Origin of the sequence: Curtobacterium sp. MCLR17_042, assembly GCF_003234695.1 — a bacterium.
Taxonomy (GTDB): Bacteria; Actinomycetota; Actinomycetes; order Actinomycetales; family Microbacteriaceae; genus Curtobacterium; species Curtobacterium flaccumfaciens.
This window is the reverse complement of sequence record NZ_QKTD01000001.1, coordinates 1-15013: the sequence shown is the minus strand read 5'-3', so window position 1 is coordinate 15013 and position 15013 is coordinate 1. Positions and strand designations below refer to the sequence as shown.

12 protein-coding genes are annotated in these 15013 nt (G+C 72.3%); 1 reads left to right on the top strand and 11 read right to left on the bottom strand.

The window, feature by feature from the left end:
- Window positions 1-20: 20 nt before the first annotated feature.
- The 6 genes from DEJ02_RS00060 to DEJ02_RS00035 form a co-directional block, all read right to left on the bottom strand.
- On the bottom strand, window positions 21-581 hold the full coding sequence (locus DEJ02_RS00060; protein WP_111031587.1) for a cysteine hydrolase family protein: 561 nt from the start codon (window positions 579-581) through the stop codon (window positions 21-23).
- Window positions 578-2056: a cytosine permease gene (locus tag DEJ02_RS00055; RefSeq protein WP_111031586.1), complete on the bottom strand. Its 1479-nt coding sequence runs from the start codon at window positions 2054-2056 to the stop codon at window positions 578-580. Before DEJ02_RS00055 ends, DEJ02_RS00060 begins: the two co-directional genes overlap by 4 nt.
- A gap of 24 nt (window positions 2057-2080) precedes the next feature.
- Window positions 2081-3415, bottom strand: a complete 1335-nt coding sequence (locus tag DEJ02_RS00050; protein WP_181440234.1) for an RIP metalloprotease — start codon at window positions 3413-3415, stop codon at window positions 2081-2083.
- 128 nt (window positions 3416-3543) lie between these two features.
- Window positions 3544-4656: a 1-deoxy-D-xylulose-5-phosphate reductoisomerase gene (dxr, locus tag DEJ02_RS00045; protein WP_111031584.1), complete on the bottom strand. Its 1113-nt coding sequence runs from the start codon at window positions 4654-4656 to the stop codon at window positions 3544-3546.
- A 2-nt stretch (window positions 4657-4658) separates the two neighbouring features.
- Window positions 4659-5630 carry an FKBP-type peptidyl-prolyl cis-trans isomerase gene (locus DEJ02_RS00040; RefSeq protein WP_111031583.1) on the bottom strand — a complete coding sequence of 324 codons (972 nt, stop codon included), beginning with the start codon at window positions 5628-5630 and terminating at the stop codon, window positions 4659-4661.
- Window positions 5631-5636: 6 nt separating this feature from the next.
- The gene (locus DEJ02_RS00035; RefSeq protein WP_071404620.1) at window positions 5637-6146 is read right to left on the bottom strand and encodes an OsmC family protein; all 510 of its coding nucleotides are present in this window, start codon (window positions 6144-6146) and stop codon (window positions 5637-5639) included.
- A 34-nt stretch (window positions 6147-6180) separates the two neighbouring features.
- Here DEJ02_RS00035 and DEJ02_RS00030 point away from each other — a divergent pair, with 34 nt between their 5' ends.
- Window positions 6181-7173, top strand: coding sequence for an asparaginase (locus DEJ02_RS00030; protein WP_111031582.1), 993 nt, complete (start codon window positions 6181-6183; stop codon window positions 7171-7173).
- A gap of 85 nt (window positions 7174-7258) precedes the next feature.
- On the opposite strand, the gene DEJ02_RS00025 is transcribed toward DEJ02_RS00030, so the two are convergent.
- From DEJ02_RS00025 to DEJ02_RS00005, 5 genes are all read right to left on the bottom strand, one after another.
- Window positions 7259-8047, bottom strand: a complete 789-nt coding sequence (locus DEJ02_RS00025; RefSeq protein WP_111031581.1) for a hypothetical protein — start codon at window positions 8045-8047, stop codon at window positions 7259-7261.
- A 65-nt stretch (window positions 8048-8112) separates the two neighbouring features.
- Window positions 8113-10122: a zinc-ribbon domain-containing protein gene (locus tag DEJ02_RS00020; protein WP_111031580.1), complete on the bottom strand. Its 2010-nt coding sequence runs from the start codon at window positions 10120-10122 to the stop codon at window positions 8113-8115.
- A complete protein-coding gene (locus DEJ02_RS00015) occupies window positions 10119-12596 on the bottom strand; it encodes a transglutaminaseTgpA domain-containing protein (RefSeq protein ID WP_111031579.1) in 2478 nt (825 codons plus the stop codon). The genes DEJ02_RS00020 and DEJ02_RS00015 overlap by 4 nt, the downstream gene beginning before the upstream one ends.
- Window positions 12593-13906 (bottom strand): DUF58 domain-containing protein, encoded by a 1314-nt coding sequence (locus tag DEJ02_RS00010; protein ID WP_071404615.1) that lies wholly within the window; start codon window positions 13904-13906, stop codon window positions 12593-12595. Before DEJ02_RS00010 ends, DEJ02_RS00015 begins: the two co-directional genes overlap by 4 nt.
- A gap of 98 nt (window positions 13907-14004) precedes the next feature.
- On the bottom strand, window positions 14005-14976 hold the full coding sequence (locus DEJ02_RS00005) for a MoxR family ATPase (RefSeq protein ID WP_110859004.1): 972 nt from the start codon (window positions 14974-14976) through the stop codon (window positions 14005-14007).
- Between the last annotated feature and the right edge of the window lie 37 nt (window positions 14977-15013).

Here is a 15013-nt window from a genome sequence, read left to right as displayed (position 1 = left end):
TCCGGTCCCCGTGCGTCTGTTCAGAGCTCCCGGACCGAGTCGACGACCGTGATGAGCGGGGCGTAGAGCCGCATCACCGCGAGCGCGCGGTCGTGGTCCTCGTCGGTCCCGCCGGCGCAGGCGTCCGCCACGACGGTCACCGTCGCACCCGCGTCGGCCGCCGCCAGCGCGGTCGACAGCACGCAGCAGTCGGTCGACACCCCCGTGAGCACCAGGTGCGCGTGGTCGCCGACGACGGCCTGGAGGCTCGTCCCCCACTTGCCGAAGGTCGGTTCCGTCACGACGGGGTCGTTCCGGTCCGCGGCGGCCGACGCGAACGGCTCGGTGAGCGCGTACAGCGGGTCGGCGTCCGGCACCAGTGCGAAGGGCCAGTCGCGGTAGTACGGCACCCACGCACCCTCCGGCTGCGCCGGAGCCACGAAGCGGGTGAAGACCGTGCGGCCCGTGAACCGCGGCAGGAGCCGCTCGATGCCGGCGCCGGCGTGGTCGTACCGCGGGGCGGCCCACGGGTTCTCGCCGGTGAAGACCTGCTGCATGTCGATGACGACGAGCCAGGCGTCGTCGGGGATCTCCGCGCTCATCGCAGGTCGTCCGGGGTGGCGAGTGCTTCCTGGCGGCGGATCGAGCCGCGCGCGAACAGCAGCGTGCCGAGGAACCCGACGACCAGGGCGACGAGGACGCCGAGGTTCGCGTAGGCCCACGGCCCCTCGCGGCCACCGAGGCCGAACGGGCCGAGCAGGTAGCCCTGCCAGTTGAGCCAGGCCGGGACGCCGTAGGTGTTCGTCACCAGGCCCCACCCGAGCACGGTACCGAGCACGACGAGCGCGATGGGCAGCCACCGGACGTCGCCGTAGCGCCCGCGGCGGTCGTCGAGCTCGGCTTCGGCGTAGGCGCGTCGACGGAGCAGGACGTCGGCGACGAAGATCCCGGCCCACGCCGCGATCGGGACGCCGAGGGTCACGAGGAAGGCCTGGAACGGCGAGATGAAGTCCTGCGCGAAGAAGGCGACGTAGACGGCACCGGCGACCATGATCACACCGTCGACGCCCGCGGCCGCCGGACGCGAGATCTTCACGCCGACGCTCAGCAGTGCGAGGCCCGACGAGTAGATGTCGAGGACGGCTCCCCCGACGAGCCCGAGGATCGCCACGATCGCGAACGGGATGAGGAACCAGACCGGGAGCACAGTCGTGAGCGCGCCGATCGGGTCGGCTCCGATCGCGTCGTTCAGGTCCGGTGACGACCCTGCAAGCATCACGCCGATCACCACGAGGACCGCCGGTGCGAGGGCACCGCCGAACGTCGTCCAGCCGACGACCCCGCCCGTCGAGGCGTTCCGTGGCAGGTACCGCGAGTAGTCAGCGGCGGCGTTCACCCAGCCCAGGCCGAATCCGGTCATCACGAGGACGAGCGCCCCGATGACGTTCTGCCCGCTGCCGGACGGCAGGGCACCGAGCGCTGCGAAGTCGATGGTCGGCGCGGCGAGCACGATGTAGACGACGGTCAACACGGCGGTGACGACGGTGATCACGGTCTGCAGGCGCATGATGACGTCGAACCCGGCGATGCCGGCTCCGACGATCAGTGCGGCGACCACGATGAGCGCGACGATCTTCGTGAGCACCCCGCCGTCCCAGCCGAGCTCGGTGAACACCGTCGAGGTCGCCAGGACCGCCAGGGCGGCGAGCGACGTCTCCCACCCGACGGTGAGGACCCAGCTGAGGAACGACGGCACCCGGTTGCCGCGGACCCCGAAGGCCGCGCGGCTCAGCACCATCGTCGGCGCGGACCCGCGTTTGCCGGCGATCGCGACGACGCCGCACAGCAGGAACGAGAACACCACCCCGATCACCGAGACGATCGTCGCCTGGGCCAGCGAGATGCCGAAACCGAGGACGAAGGAGCCGTAGCTCAGGCCGAGCACGGAGATGTTGGCGGCGAACCACGGCCAGAACAGCCCCCTCGGGGTGCCCTTCCGGTCGGTCTCGGCGATGACGTCGAGGCCCTGGCGCTCGACGGTGCGAACCTCGGGAGGGTTCGGGGCGGCTGTGGTCATCCGCTGAGCGTAGCGCCGGAGCGACTACCCGAACAGGTTCACCGGCCGCACGATGTCGGCGTAGATGAGCAGCGCGCTCATGCCCGCCAACAGCACCACGACGACCATCGTCAGCGGCATCGTCTTCGCCAGGTCGATGGGCCCCGGGTCCACCTTGCCGACGAGCTTGAACGACCGTCGCTTGATCGCTTCCCAGAGCGCACCCGCGATGTGTCCGCCGTCGAGCGGCAGCAGCGGCACCATGTTCAGGACGAACAGGCCGATGTTGAGCGAGGCCAGCAGCCCGAGGATCGTGTACGCCTTGTCGACCACGGGGACGCCGCTCATCGACGAGACCTCGCCGATCGCGCGGCCCACGCCCACCACCGACACGGGGCTGTCCTGCGACCGCTCCTGGGCACCGAACGCGGCGTTCCACACGGCGACCAGGCGCTGCGGCAGGTCGATGATCAGGTGCGCCGACGCCGCGATCTGGGCACCGGTCGCGGGCAGCACCTCGGCCGGGGACTGCCGCACCAGGGACTGCCCGATGCTGACGCCGACCACGCCGACGCGCTGGGTCTTCGTGGTGCCGTCGTCGTTCTTGACGACCTTGCCCTCGGAGTCGTAGACGTCGCGGGTGGCGGTCGTCGGGGTGATCTCGAGGGTCTTGCGGGCACCGTCGCGCTCGACGACCACGGTGACCTGCTCACCGGCGGACTCCTGGAAGACCTCGGAGACGCGGGTGATGGTGGGGTCCTGCTCACCGTTCACCGAGAGCACGACGTCGCCGGACTCGATGCCCGCCTGCTTCGCCGGGGACACCGCGTCGCCGGGCGAGCACTCGGTCGTCTGGCTGTTCGGCAGCACGCACCCGACGCTCGACGTGAAGGTCGTCGTCGGCGCCCCGAACCCGCACAGCAGCACACCGAACAGCACGATGCCGATCACCAGGTTCATGGCCGGGCCCGCGACCATCACGATGATCCGCTTCCACGGCGTCAGGCGGTAGAAGGCGCGGGAGTCGTCACCGCCGGAGTCCGCGATCTGCTCGGCGCTGGCCTGGCGGGCGTCCTGCACGAAGGCGCCGTACATGCCGGTGTTCGTGATGGCGTTCGCCCGGCCCGAGGCGCGCGGCTTGAGCATGCCGACCATCGAGATGTACCCACCGAGCAGGATCGGGCGGATCCCGTACTCGGTCTCACCCCGCTTGAACGACCACATCGCCTTGCCGAAGCCCAGCGAGTACTGCGTCACCTTGACGTTGAAGAGCTTCGCGAAGGACAGGTGCCCCAGCTCGTGGAGTCCGATCGAGACCAGCAGGCCGATGATGAAGACGACCACGCCGAGGACGAAGAGCAGGACGGATTCGACGGTCACCGGGAAAGAGTACGGGACTGATTCCATGACGGAGCCGAGCGCCGTCTGAGAGGCGAGCTGGGCCTCCAGGCCTGTGCGTCACGTCCGCGGTCTGCCGCCTCCGCGTCGGACGGGAGGCGCGACTCGCGTCAGCGGGTCAGCGCGCGGTCCGCAGCGGTGCGGGCCCACTGCTCCGCGGCGAGCACGCCGTCGAGTGACGGCTCCCCCGCGGTGTGCTCCTCGACGACGCGCTCGACCGTGTCGACGATGTCGAGGAAACCGATCGCACCAGCGTGGAACGCGGCGACGGCCTGCTCGTTCGCGGCGTTGAACACGGCCGGGAACGTGCCGCCCAGCTCACCCACCCGCTTGGCGAGGGCGACGGCGCCGAAGGCGTCCTGGTCGAGCGGCTCGAACGTCCACGTGCTCGCGGTCGTCCAGTCGAGCGGCACGCCGACGCCGGGCACCCGGTCCGGCCAGGCCAGGCCGAGCGCGATCGGCAGCCGCATGTCCGGCGGCGACGCCTGGGCGATGGTGGAACCGTCGACGAACTCGACCATGGAGTGCACGATCGACTGCGCGTGCACGGTGACGTCGATGCGGTCGTACGGCACGTCGAAGAGCAGGTGGGCCTCGATGACCTCGAGTCCCTTGTTGACCAGGGTCGCGGAGTTCGTCGTGACGACGAGACCCATGTCCCAGGTCGGGTGCGCCAGTGCCTGGGCGGGGGTGACGTCACGGAGCTGCTCGCGGGTGCGCCCACGGAACGGACCGCCACTCGCCGTCAGGACGAGCCGCTGCACCTCGGCGTCGGCGCCGGAGCGCAGCGCCTGCGCGATGGCGGAGTGCTCGCTGTCCACGGGCACGATCTGCCCGGGCGCCGCGGCCTGCTGCACGAGGGAGCCGCCGACGATCAGGCTCTCCTTGTTCGCGAGGGCGAGCACGGCACCGGTCTCGAGGGCCGCGAGCGTCGGGCCGAGGCCGACCGAGCCGGTGATGCCGTTCAGGACGACGTCGGCCTCGACGCTCCGGACGAGCTGCTCCGAGTCGGCCGCGCCGAACGCCGTGTCGCGGACTCCGAACCGGGCGGCCTGTTCGGCGACGAGGTCGCGGTTGCTGCCGGCGGTGAGCCCGACGACCTCGAACCGATCGGGGTTGCGGGCGACGACGTCGAGCGCCTGGGTGCCGATCGAGCCGGTGCTGCCGAGGACGACGATCCGCCGACGATCAGGACCGGTGGTGCCGAGGCGGCCGTCCGTCACGGTCAGCCCTTGGCGAGGACGTCGACCACGAAGACGAGCGTGGCGTTCTTCGGGATGCCCGAGCCCTCTTGCGGGTTCGCGCCGTAGGCGTCCTCCGGCGTGGCGACGATCAGGACCTGCGAGCCGACCTTCTGCCCGACGAGCCCGGTGACGAAGCCCTTGATGAGCGCGCTCTCCGACACGGTGAAGGTGGTGGGGACACCCTTCGACCACGAGGAGTCGAACTCCTTGCCGGTGTCGTAGACGACGCCCTTGTACTGCACGAGTGCGGTGTCGCCGTCGGCGATCTCGGTGCCGTCGCCCTGCTTGAGCACCTCGACCGTGGTCTTCGTGGGCGCCTTGACGCCGTCGGGGACCGTGATCTCCGGCTCGCCCGAGGCCTTGTCCTTGACCGTGGGCAGGCCCGGGTCCTGGTCCTGCGGGGTGCCGGTCGCCTTGGTCGGGGTCTGCGCGACGACGTCGGCGACCACGACGATCTCACCGCCGGTGTTGAAGCCGAGTGCGGAGGACTGTCCGACCGCGGCGACGCGGTCGCCCACCTTCGAGCAGGCGAGGAGCGCACCGAAGCCCGATCCGCCGACCGAGAGCACCTGCGGGTTGCCCTCGTCGAAGCCGACGGTGCCGAGCTTCTTGGCGTCCGAAGCCTCGTACACGCTGTAGGAGACCTGCGCGTAGTCGCCCTCGTCGAGCGCCGCGCCCTTGCCCTTCACGAGGCGGGTGGCCTGCGGCGTCTTCGCGGACAGGCCGGACGAGAACTTCACGGTCGGGGCCTTCGGTCCGCCGAACGACCCGGTCGCCTTGATGGCATCGGACGACTTGCCCGGGTCGGGGCAGGAGGTGATCGCCGAGGCCGTGGCACTGGCCGACGGGGTCGGCGAGGCCGAGGACCCGTTCGAACCGGAGCCGGAGCAGGCGGCGAGTCCCAGCACGACGGCGGGGACGATGGCGATCGGGAGCAGGCGGAGACGCTTCACGAGGACCTAGTCTGCCCCACCTGTCGAAGAGTCCCCTGCCAATGACGCAGGTCGGACGACCAGCTGCGGCTCGTGGTGCACCGGGAACGCCACGGACCGCGCGATGAAGCAGAGCTCGTTCGCGGTGACGTGTGCGGCTTCGGCATCCGCGACCCGGTCGGCTTCGAGGATGGTGACGACCGGGTGCAGGGTCGCCTCGGTCAGTTCACCCGAACCGTCGCGGTTCAGGCGGAGCGACGCGGTCGCGGTGTCCTGGTAGTCGACGACGGTGAAGCCCTTCGTCACCGCGACGTGCAGGTAGCTGAGCATGTGGCACTGGGCCAGCGCCGCGACCACCATCTCCTCGGGGTTCCAGCGGTCACGGTCCCCGCGGAACGTCGGGTCGGCGGAGCCGGGGACGTCCGGCTTGCCGGTCGCGGAGACCACGTGTTCGCGGCCGTAGTCGCGGTACCCGGAGGTGCCGGTCCCGCGGTCGCCGGTCCAGCTGACGGAGACCTCGTAGGAGTGGTCGTGCACGGGTGCGCCCCTTCGCCTTGGCTAGCATGGCGGCATGACGGTGAGCCCCGAAGTCCGCAGTGATCGCCATCCTCTCACCGCCGACGGTTCCGTCGAGCTGGCGGTGCTCGAACGCTCAGGGTTCGACGAGAGCCGGCACGTCGGCGCCGGCGTCGTCGTCGACGCGAGCGGCACCGTGATCGACTCCGTGGGCGACGTGACCGCGAGCATCTACCCGCGTTCCACCATGAAGCCGTTCCAGGCCCTGGCCGTCCGACGTGCCGGTGCGCTGTTCTCCGACGAGGAACTCGTCCTCACCACCGCGAGTCACGCCGGCACCGCGGCGCACCAGGCGCTCGCCCTGCACATGCTCGAGTCCTTCGACCACGTCGAATCCGACCTCGGCTGCCCGCCCGACATGCCCTTCGACCGCGGGACCGCCCGGACGATGGACGGCCCCCGCCGACTGGCGATGAACTGCTCCGGCAAGCACGCCGGCATGCTCGCGGCCTGCCGGGTGAACGGGTGGGACGAACCCACGTACCTCGACATCGAGCACCCGCTGCAGCAGCGGGTGCGTTCCGTGGTCGAGGAGTACACGCACGAGACCGTCGACCTGGTCGGTACGGACGGCTGCGGCGCCCCCGTGTTCCCGCTCACCCTGACGGGGTTGGCACGCGGGTTCGCCGGTGTCGTGGCACGGGCCGACGACGACTCCGCTGCCCTGACCGACGCGGTCCTGGCGCACCCGTGGGCGATCGACGGCGTCGGACGCGCGAACACGGTCACCATCGAGCGGCTGCAGGTGCTGGCGAAGCTCGGTGCCGAGGGCGTCATGGTCATGGGGTTGCCCGGAGGCGCCGCCGTGGCCGTGAAGGTGCTCGACGGCTCGCAGCGGGCCGGCACCCTGGCGGCCCTGGCGCTGCTCGAGCGGAACGGACTCGTCGCGTCGGACGGGGTGGCCGAGGTGCTCGAAGCGACCGGTGAGCGGGTGCTCGGCGGTGGCGTGCCCGTCGGCGCGGTGCGGGTCGGCGCCGGGTTGCGCTGATCGTTGGTCGGCGCTGATCGAGGGGCAGCGCCGGTCAAGGGTCGGCGCTGGTCAAGGGTCAGCGCTGGTCAAGGGTCGGCGGTGGTCATCGATCGGCGCTCACCGGGTCGGGGACGAGGACCGGCAGCGCCGGGGACACCCGGACGACCGAGTGGTCGTCGGGTCGACGGACGGAGCAGCCGTACCGTGAGACCTCGACGGTGACGTCCTGCTGACGAGGCGCCGATCCGAGTCCGGCCACGAGCACCACGGAGCCGTGCGGTCGGCCATCGGCCCCCATCCGCACAGCGACCGAGGTCCCCGACGGCAGGGCGTGCACTGACAGGCTGCTCGCTGCTCGGGTGCTCGCTGACCGGGCGCTCGGGGCTGGATCGGCACTGCTGGTCCCCACGGCGTCGAAGCCCTCGGGAGCAGCGGCCCAGCGCAGGTCCTCGTCGGTGCGGGCGGCAGCGGCTCGGAGCTGCTCGGCGAGCCCGCGGAACACCGCGACGGCGAGTGCTCCGCCACCGACGACCACGACGTGGGACGCGGCGTCGACCCGGAGTACGCGGCCGCCCGGACCGTACCCGAGGACGAGTGTTGGCGTGCCGTCGCCGTCCTCGGGAACGGCACCCGCCAGCGTTTCCGGCGCACTGAGCGGTTCTGGCTCGTCGGGCTGGTCGGGTCCGCGCGGAGCGACGACCGCGACCGGGTCCGGGTCCGGGTCCGGGTCCGGCGAGGCTGAACGGTGCAGCACCACGTCGACCAGCGCGCAGCACGCACCCGCGCCGAGCAGGACGCCCTGCCCCGCGCCGCTGATCGGCGCGAGGACCCCGGCCACGACGAGCGCGACCGCGGCCCCCACGATCACGCAACGAGCGGTGAACCGGGACATGCCCCCATCGCACCAGGAACGAGCAGCTCAGCGCTGGCCCCGGGCCCGATCTGTGGAGAAGTCGTCTACTGCACCAGGAAGAACTGCTCACCGATGTCGACGCGGGCGCCACGCTCGACGCGGTACCGGCGACCGGGCTCGCAGCGGCGGATCGATCCGTCGATGTGGCGCACGACCGTGCCGTTGCCGGAGAACCGGTCGGAGACCCACAGGTCGTCGCCGTCGCGGCCGAGCTCGAGGTGCGTCTTCGACACGGACTTGCCCGGGTCGTGCACGGTCAGCAGATCGTCGTAGCGCTCCCCCGGCTGCGGTCGCGGCAGCCGGCCGAGCAGGCCCGTACCGTGGACGCCGAGCCGCTCGCCCGTGCTGAAGTGCAGCACGAACGGTGCCCGGGTCGGGGTCTTCGCGACGATGCGGGTCTCGTCGACGTCCTCGTCGAGGTCGTCGAGCACGCCGGCCGCTGCGGGCGACTCCGACCGGTCGACGGGCGGGAGCGGCAGCGCGGGTCCGGTCGCTCCCGGGATCGGGGGCAGCGGTGCAGCGGAAGGCACGCCCGCGGTGTGGGCGGACGGTACCGAGGAGGGGACGGTGGCGGAACCGGGCACCGGCGGGATCGGCGTGCGCGGCACGGCGGACGCCTCGGTCGGCGGCTCGGGCTCGGTCACCGGTGCAGCGTGCGCTCCGCGGGGACGTCGGCCGGCATCGGACTGCTCGACCTCGGCGCGGAGGGACTGGTCGTCCACCGGGATCTCGTCGTCCGGCTCGTCGCCTGCAGCGCGCTCGTCGGACTCGTTCGGACCCGCGGGCTCGGCGGAACCCGCGTCGGGCTCGTCCGGCTCGTCCGGCTCGTTGCCCGCGTCGGGGGCCTGCGTGCTGTCGGGCTCCTCGGCTGCCCAGTCGGGTCGGGTCATCGGCAGCGGCATGACCGGGCCGGTGAAGGCCGCGGTGACCGCCGGACGGACGGCTCCGCACTCGCCGCAGAAGATGTCGTCGGGTTCGAGCCGGTTGCCGCAGACGTGGCAGATGGTCGTCTCGTGCATGCCCGGGGTGACGAGCGGGGCCGGACGGGGCGGTCGACGGTCGATCAGCGGCTCGACCACGGCGGTGTCCCCGGGCTGCGGGGGCGACACGACGGGCGGCTGGTCGTCGGTGGCGCTCGTCTCCGACGCGGCCACGATCGCTTCGTCGGGCTCCGGCTCGGAGTCGCCCAGGGCAGCCTGTGCGTCGTCCCGGGCGCTCTGTGCGTCCCGAGGTTCCTGGGCGTCCTGTGCGTTCTGGGCTTCCTGCGCGCCGAGTTCGTCGGGGGCAGGAGCCGCAGCATCCTGCTCGGGAGCAGGTTCGGCGGGTGCTCCCGGCATCGGCGGGACGACCGGCTCGGCGGGCGCCTCGGCAGCCGGGGTACCGCGACCGACCCACCAGGACGGACCGGCGGGTGCCGCCGGGGGTGCGGTGGCAGCTGGCGGTGCCCACACCGGCACGGAGGGCTCGGCAGCGGGCGGCGGCTCGACGGGCTGGGGCATGACGGGCTGGGGCTCGACGGGCTGTCGCGCCGCCTGGTCCGAGACCGACAACGCAGCATCGCGGATCGGGTCCTCGGACGTCTCGGGGCGACCGGGAGCCGGGGCGATGCGGGTGCGCTCGGGGTCGTCGGCATCGAGGGGTTCGGACGGGTGCGCGTCGGGGTCGAGGGGAGGCTCGGACTCGCCCGGCGCACCCGACCAGTCCTCGAGCCCGGAGCCGGCACCGTGCACATGGGAGGGGGCCTGGCGCGGCGCGAAGTCATCGGGACGCTGCACCGGCACGGGTGCCGGCGGTTCGGTGCCGCGACGGTCGGCACCGGTGAGCCACGCACGCGTGGCGGGATCGAGCGTGGCTTCGGGCAACCAGGCGTCGGAAGCCGGGTCGGACCGTCGGCCGTGGGCGTCGGGCTGCTGCAACGGTGGCGGCGGTGCCTGTTCGACGGGGGTCGGCGCGACCGGGCGACGGCTCGCGGCGGCGGTGACCGCGCGACCGCACTCACCGCAGAAGATCGCTCCGTCCGGGAGCATCGATCCGCAGTGTTCGCATCTGATCACGTGGTGCCTCTGTCCTCACTCGGCCGTCCACGACGCTCGTCCGGCCTCTGGACATCGTAGTCGCCGCGCCCCGACGCAGCCTGGCGGTCGGTCCTCCGACGGGATCGTGCCGTCGGACGGCGTCCCGTTCCCCGCAGGGACCGGAGCGAGACGGCGGTGCGGAACCGCTCCCGCCGGGTCCGCCCTGTCCGGAGCGAACCGATCGCGTCGTCGGTCGCCGCCCACATGCGGTCGGCGGTGGTCTGGTCGGCGTCACTCGGACCGAACACCGCACGGTCGGCCAGCGCGGCGAGTCCGGTGCCACCGTCGCCCGGTGCACCGACCACGGCTTCGCGTCGGGTTGCTGCCTGCCGCACGTCGTGCCCGCGGTCGAGCAGTGCGTCGCGGTACTCGTCCCAGGCGCCGACGATGCGGCCGCGGGGCGTGGTGGCGTTCCGCCGTCGGCGGCGCCGCAGTCGCTTCAGCAGCACGATCACGGCGAACGGCAGCAGGACGAGCGCGACCACGCCGAGGGTCCCGAGGGCCCAGGGCAGCACCGCGAGCAGGATCTGGAGCCAGAGTGGCTGCACCGGCGGTGTGTTCCGGTCGCTCTCGGGGGGCGTCTGCTGGTCCTGGTCCTGTCGGTCGACCGGGGGCGGTGGCACCACCGTCTCCGGTCGGGTGACCGGCTGCGGGGTCTGCTGCTGCTCGTTCGGGATCTCGCGCACCTCGGGGTTGGGGTTGAGCATCACCCATCCCCACTGCGCGGTGTCCACCTCGATGCGGGCCGTGACGTCGGACCCGCGGAAGGTCGTCGTCCCGCCACGCGCTGCGGTGCCGTCGCGGCCCGAGTCTCCCCCGGCCGTGAAGCCCATCACGACCCGTGCCGGGAACCCGATCTCGTCCGCCATCAGTGCGGCCGCCGCGGCGTACTGCTCCTGGTCCCCGATCATCAGGGGTGCGGTGAGGAGCTCCTGGACACGGTCGGCACCGTGACCGGACCGACTCATCCGGTCGTCGCCGACACCGTGGCTGACGTACCCGTTCCGATGCAGGGACTGCATCGCGGCGAGGAGCTTCGCACCGGGTGCCGACACGTCCTTCGTCGTGGACTCAACGGTGTCGCGCACGGCGTCGGGGACGTCCCGTGCGGTGGGCACGGCGGCGCTCCCCGGCCGTGCGGTGACCAGCTGCCGTTCGGTCGGCTGGTCGGGCAGCACCGCCGTCAGGTTGTAGGACGTGCCGTCCCCGACTCCGCCGACCACGGCGCCGGTGCCGGTCGATCCGTTGTAGAAGAAGGCGCCGCGCTCGTCGTCGGCGTCCTGCCCAGTGAACTCCACGCGCTCCAGGTCACCGACCGTCGGCAGCCACACCCCGCGGTACCCGTCGACCGTCACACCGACGTCGACCGTGGTGCCCCGGACACCGCGGACGTCGACCGCGGTCGGCACACGTTCGAAGGTGCCCGAGCCGGCCGAACCGTCGGCCCCGCCGACGCGGTAGACGACGCCGTCGTAGGTGTCGAGCGTCGCGATGCGCACGAACCCGCCCTCGGGCAGGCCGGTCACCCGGAGCTGGGTCGCGTCCGAGGCGGTGGACTCCTCGTAGGCGCGGAACCCGCTGAGCGGACTGACGTAGTCGCGTGGGTCGAACGGCTTCACGACGTCGGTGCGTGCGACGGTGCGCTCACCCGACGGAGGTGCCACCAGGCCGAGTCCGGTCGCGACGACCGCCGCGGCCACGATGGTGCCGGTTCCCACGAGGGCGGGGCGGACGATCGACCGCGCGACCGGCACGCGTGCACCGATCGTGGTCGCCACCGCGACGGCGCGACGCGCGTGCCGCACGGTCAGCGCCCAGACGAGGGCGAGGCCGACAAGGACGACCGCCGTCACGATCGACGTGTCGAGTCGGCTCGGCCCGACGACGACCCCCACCGCGAAGAGCACCAGTGCCGGGATGCTCGCGAGTTCCTGCCTGGAGGCGCGGGTCGCCACGCTCACGGCGGTCACCGCCGCCACGAGCAGCGTCACGAAGTAGGGCACGAGGAGCGCTTCGTAGGAGCCCACCGGCAGGCTGATGGTCACCAGCTGCTTCCAGCCGAGGGCGACGCCGGCGAAGAGGTCGAGGAGTCCGCGTCCGGTGGGCAGCAGGCCGTTGGCCTGACTCGGCACGGCAGCGGGGACGCCGGTGAGCGTGAAGGCGGCGACGGTCGCGACCGCCACGACGGCCGTCGGGAGCCGGAACAGGGTGCCGAGGAGCGCGACGACCGTCCCGATGACGATCGCGGTCACCGCGGCGGTGATCATCGTGCCGTCCCGGTACACCGGCCACCAGGACGTGCTCGCGACGGCCAGCAACAGCCAGACCGCCAGTGTGCCGCCTGCGAGCCGGAACGGCACGAGCCGCCGTGCGTCGCGCCGGTCGGAACGCCGGGTCGAGCGTCTCGCCCGGTCCGCGGCCGGGGCCGGGTTGGTCACGGGTGCGGCGCTCATGCTGCCGACGCCGATCGGTGCAGGGCGTGCCGGAGGTCGTCCAGGTAGCCGATGGTCATCACCGTCAGACCCGCGACGCGCAGGAACCGCGGCTGGGCCTCGGGCTCGCAGATCACCGCGACGACCTCCACCCCGACGGGGAACCGCGTGGCGGCGAGTCGGAGCGCGGGCAGGCCGACGGTCGACCCCACCACGAGGAACGCGACGGAGATGCCCTCGGTGTCGCTCCCGACGATCCGGGAGACCTCGGCGATCGGCAGGCACGCGTCGGCGAGGCCGACCGAGGCGAAGTCGTCGAGCAGGCGCGTCGGCGTGACGGTGGGGAGCGTCCGCACGGCGTACACGGCACGCTTCGCGAACTCGGGCGTGCGCTGCGACACCACGACCGAGACCTCACGGCCGTCGCGGATCGCCCGCGCCCCGAGGGAGGCGGCCGCGCTGACTGCGAGCTCGAACTCCTCGTCGTCGGCGAACTCACCGCGGGCGATGCCGAGCGCGACGACGAGGTGCGAGCGACGGGTGTCCTCGAACTGCCGGACCATGAGCGCGCCGGACTTGGCGGTCGACTTCCAGTGGATGGTGCGCGGATCGTCGCCGGGCATGTACTCGCGGATGGCGTGGAAGGCGATGTCCGCGGGTGACAGGTCCGTCGTCGCCTGCCCCTCGAGGTCGCGCACCAGGCCGGTGCTCGTCGACGGGATCGCGATCGTGCGCGGGTGCACGATGACCTGCTCACGGGCGGTCCAGACGAGCTCGCGGCGGACGAGTCCCACCGGGTCGGCGCGGACGCCCGTCACGGGACCGACGTCGAGCACCCCGCGGCGGAGCGTCGGGACCGGGACCTCCCGCTCGAAGGTGCCGTGCGGCCCGATGGCCGGGATCGCGACGTCGACCAGGCCGGATCCGACCGGCACCTCGACCGTGGTCGGCACCGACGGCAGACGCGTGGGGTTTTCAGCCGTGATGATCACGCCGGCGTCGTCGCCGACCGCCACACGGTGCTGCGGCAGCCGCATCCGGATCGCCAGCCGCGACCGGCCGATCAACGCCACCGCGGCGACCACAGCGAGCACGGCGCCGGCGAACCCGACGACGACGATCTCCCGCAGGCCGAACCGGTAGCCGGTCACGAACGCGACGAGCGTCAGGGCGGCGACCGTCCACCCGAGCCCGGTGACGACGGACGAGACCTCGCCCCAGAGACGCAGGACGAGCCTCCAGGCCGTTGCCCAGAGCCGGACGATCCCGATGACCGCATCCGCTGCGACGCCCTCGCGGTCGCCGACGATGCGCGTCCGGACGTTGGTCATGCCGGTGACCGTCCCCGTGCGCTCGTACGCCGTCGTGCCACGACGCGACCGCGTCGAGGACGGACGGCGCGAGCGCGTGGAGACGGGCCGGCGGTCCGTCACGTCGTGACTCGGTCGGCGGGCGGCGGGGTCTCCACCAGGAGCTGCGCGATGACGCTCGGTGCGCTGACGCCGTCGAACTCGGCCTCGGCGTCGAGCACCAGGCGGTGCGCGAGGACCGGGACGGCCAGTGCCTTCACGTCGTCCGGCGTGACGTAGTGGCGACCACTCAGCGCCGCGAGGACACGGGAGGCACGGATCAGGCCCATCGCCCCACGGACGCTGACGCCGAGCCGGACCTCGCTCGCCGAGCGGGTCGCGTCCACCAGACGGGCGACGTAGTCGGCGATCACCGCGTCGACGTGCACGGTGCGCGCCAGGGCGGCCATCTCGGTGATGGTCGCGGCGGGCACGACGCTCGCCAGCGGGACCGACGCCGACGGAGCCGACGAGGTCTCGAGGATCTTCACCGTCGCGGCGTGGTCCGGGTAGCCGATGGACGTCTTCATGAGGAACCGGTCGAGCTGCGCCTCGGGCAGACGGTAGGTGCCGGCCTGCTCGATCGGGTTCTGGGTCGCGATGACCATGAACGGCGCGGCGAGACGGTGGTTGACGCCGTCGACCGTGATCGCGGACTCCTCCATCGCCTCGAGCAGCGCGGACTGCGTCTTCGGGCTCGCGCGGTTGATCTCGTCGGCGAGCACGATGTTCGCGAAGACCGGCCCGCGGTGGAAGTCGAACTCCTGCGTCCGCTGGTCGTAGACGCTGATGCCGGTGATGTCGCCCGGCAGCAGGTCGGGGGTGAACTGGATGCGGTTCGTGCTGCCCTGCACGCTCTGCGCCATCGCGCGGGCGAGGCTCGTCTTGCCCGTTCCGGGGACGTCCTCGAGGAGCAGGTGCCCCTCGCTGAGCATCGCCGTGACCGCGAGGCGGATCACGAACGTCTTCCCGAGGAGCACCTGCTCGACGTTGGTCACGATGCGGCCTGCGACGTCGGCGAACCAGGTGGCCTGCTCCGGGGTCATGCTCATGCGGGGTGGTCCTTCGGTCGTGGCGGGAGGGGTGCGG

What these genes read in the sequence shown, in the direction of transcription:
- DEJ02_RS00060 (WP_111031587.1), bottom strand. Translation starts at nt 581, where the DNA reads ATGAGCGCGGAGATCCCCGACGACGCCTGGCTCGTCGTCATCGACATG.
- DEJ02_RS00055 (WP_111031586.1), bottom strand. Translation starts at nt 2,056, where the DNA reads ATGACCACAGCCGCCCCGAACCCTCCCGAGGTTCGCACCGTCGAGCGC.
- DEJ02_RS00030 (WP_111031582.1), top strand. Translation starts at nt 6,181, where the DNA reads ATGACGGTGAGCCCCGAAGTCCGCAGTGATCGCCATCCTCTCACCGCC.
- DEJ02_RS00025 (WP_111031581.1), bottom strand. Translation starts at nt 8,047, where the DNA reads ATGTCCCGGTTCACCGCTCGTTGCGTGATCGTGGGGGCCGCGGTCGCG.
- DEJ02_RS00015 (WP_111031579.1), bottom strand. Translation starts at nt 12,596, where the DNA reads ATGAGCGCCGCACCCGTGACCAACCCGGCCCCGGCCGCGGACCGGGCG.
- DEJ02_RS00010 (WP_071404615.1), bottom strand. Translation starts at nt 13,906, where the DNA reads ATGACCAACGTCCGGACGCGCATCGTCGGCGACCGCGAGGGCGTCGCA.
- DEJ02_RS00005 (WP_110859004.1), bottom strand. Translation starts at nt 14,976, where the DNA reads ATGAGCATGACCCCGGAGCAGGCCACCTGGTTCGCCGACGTCGCAGGC.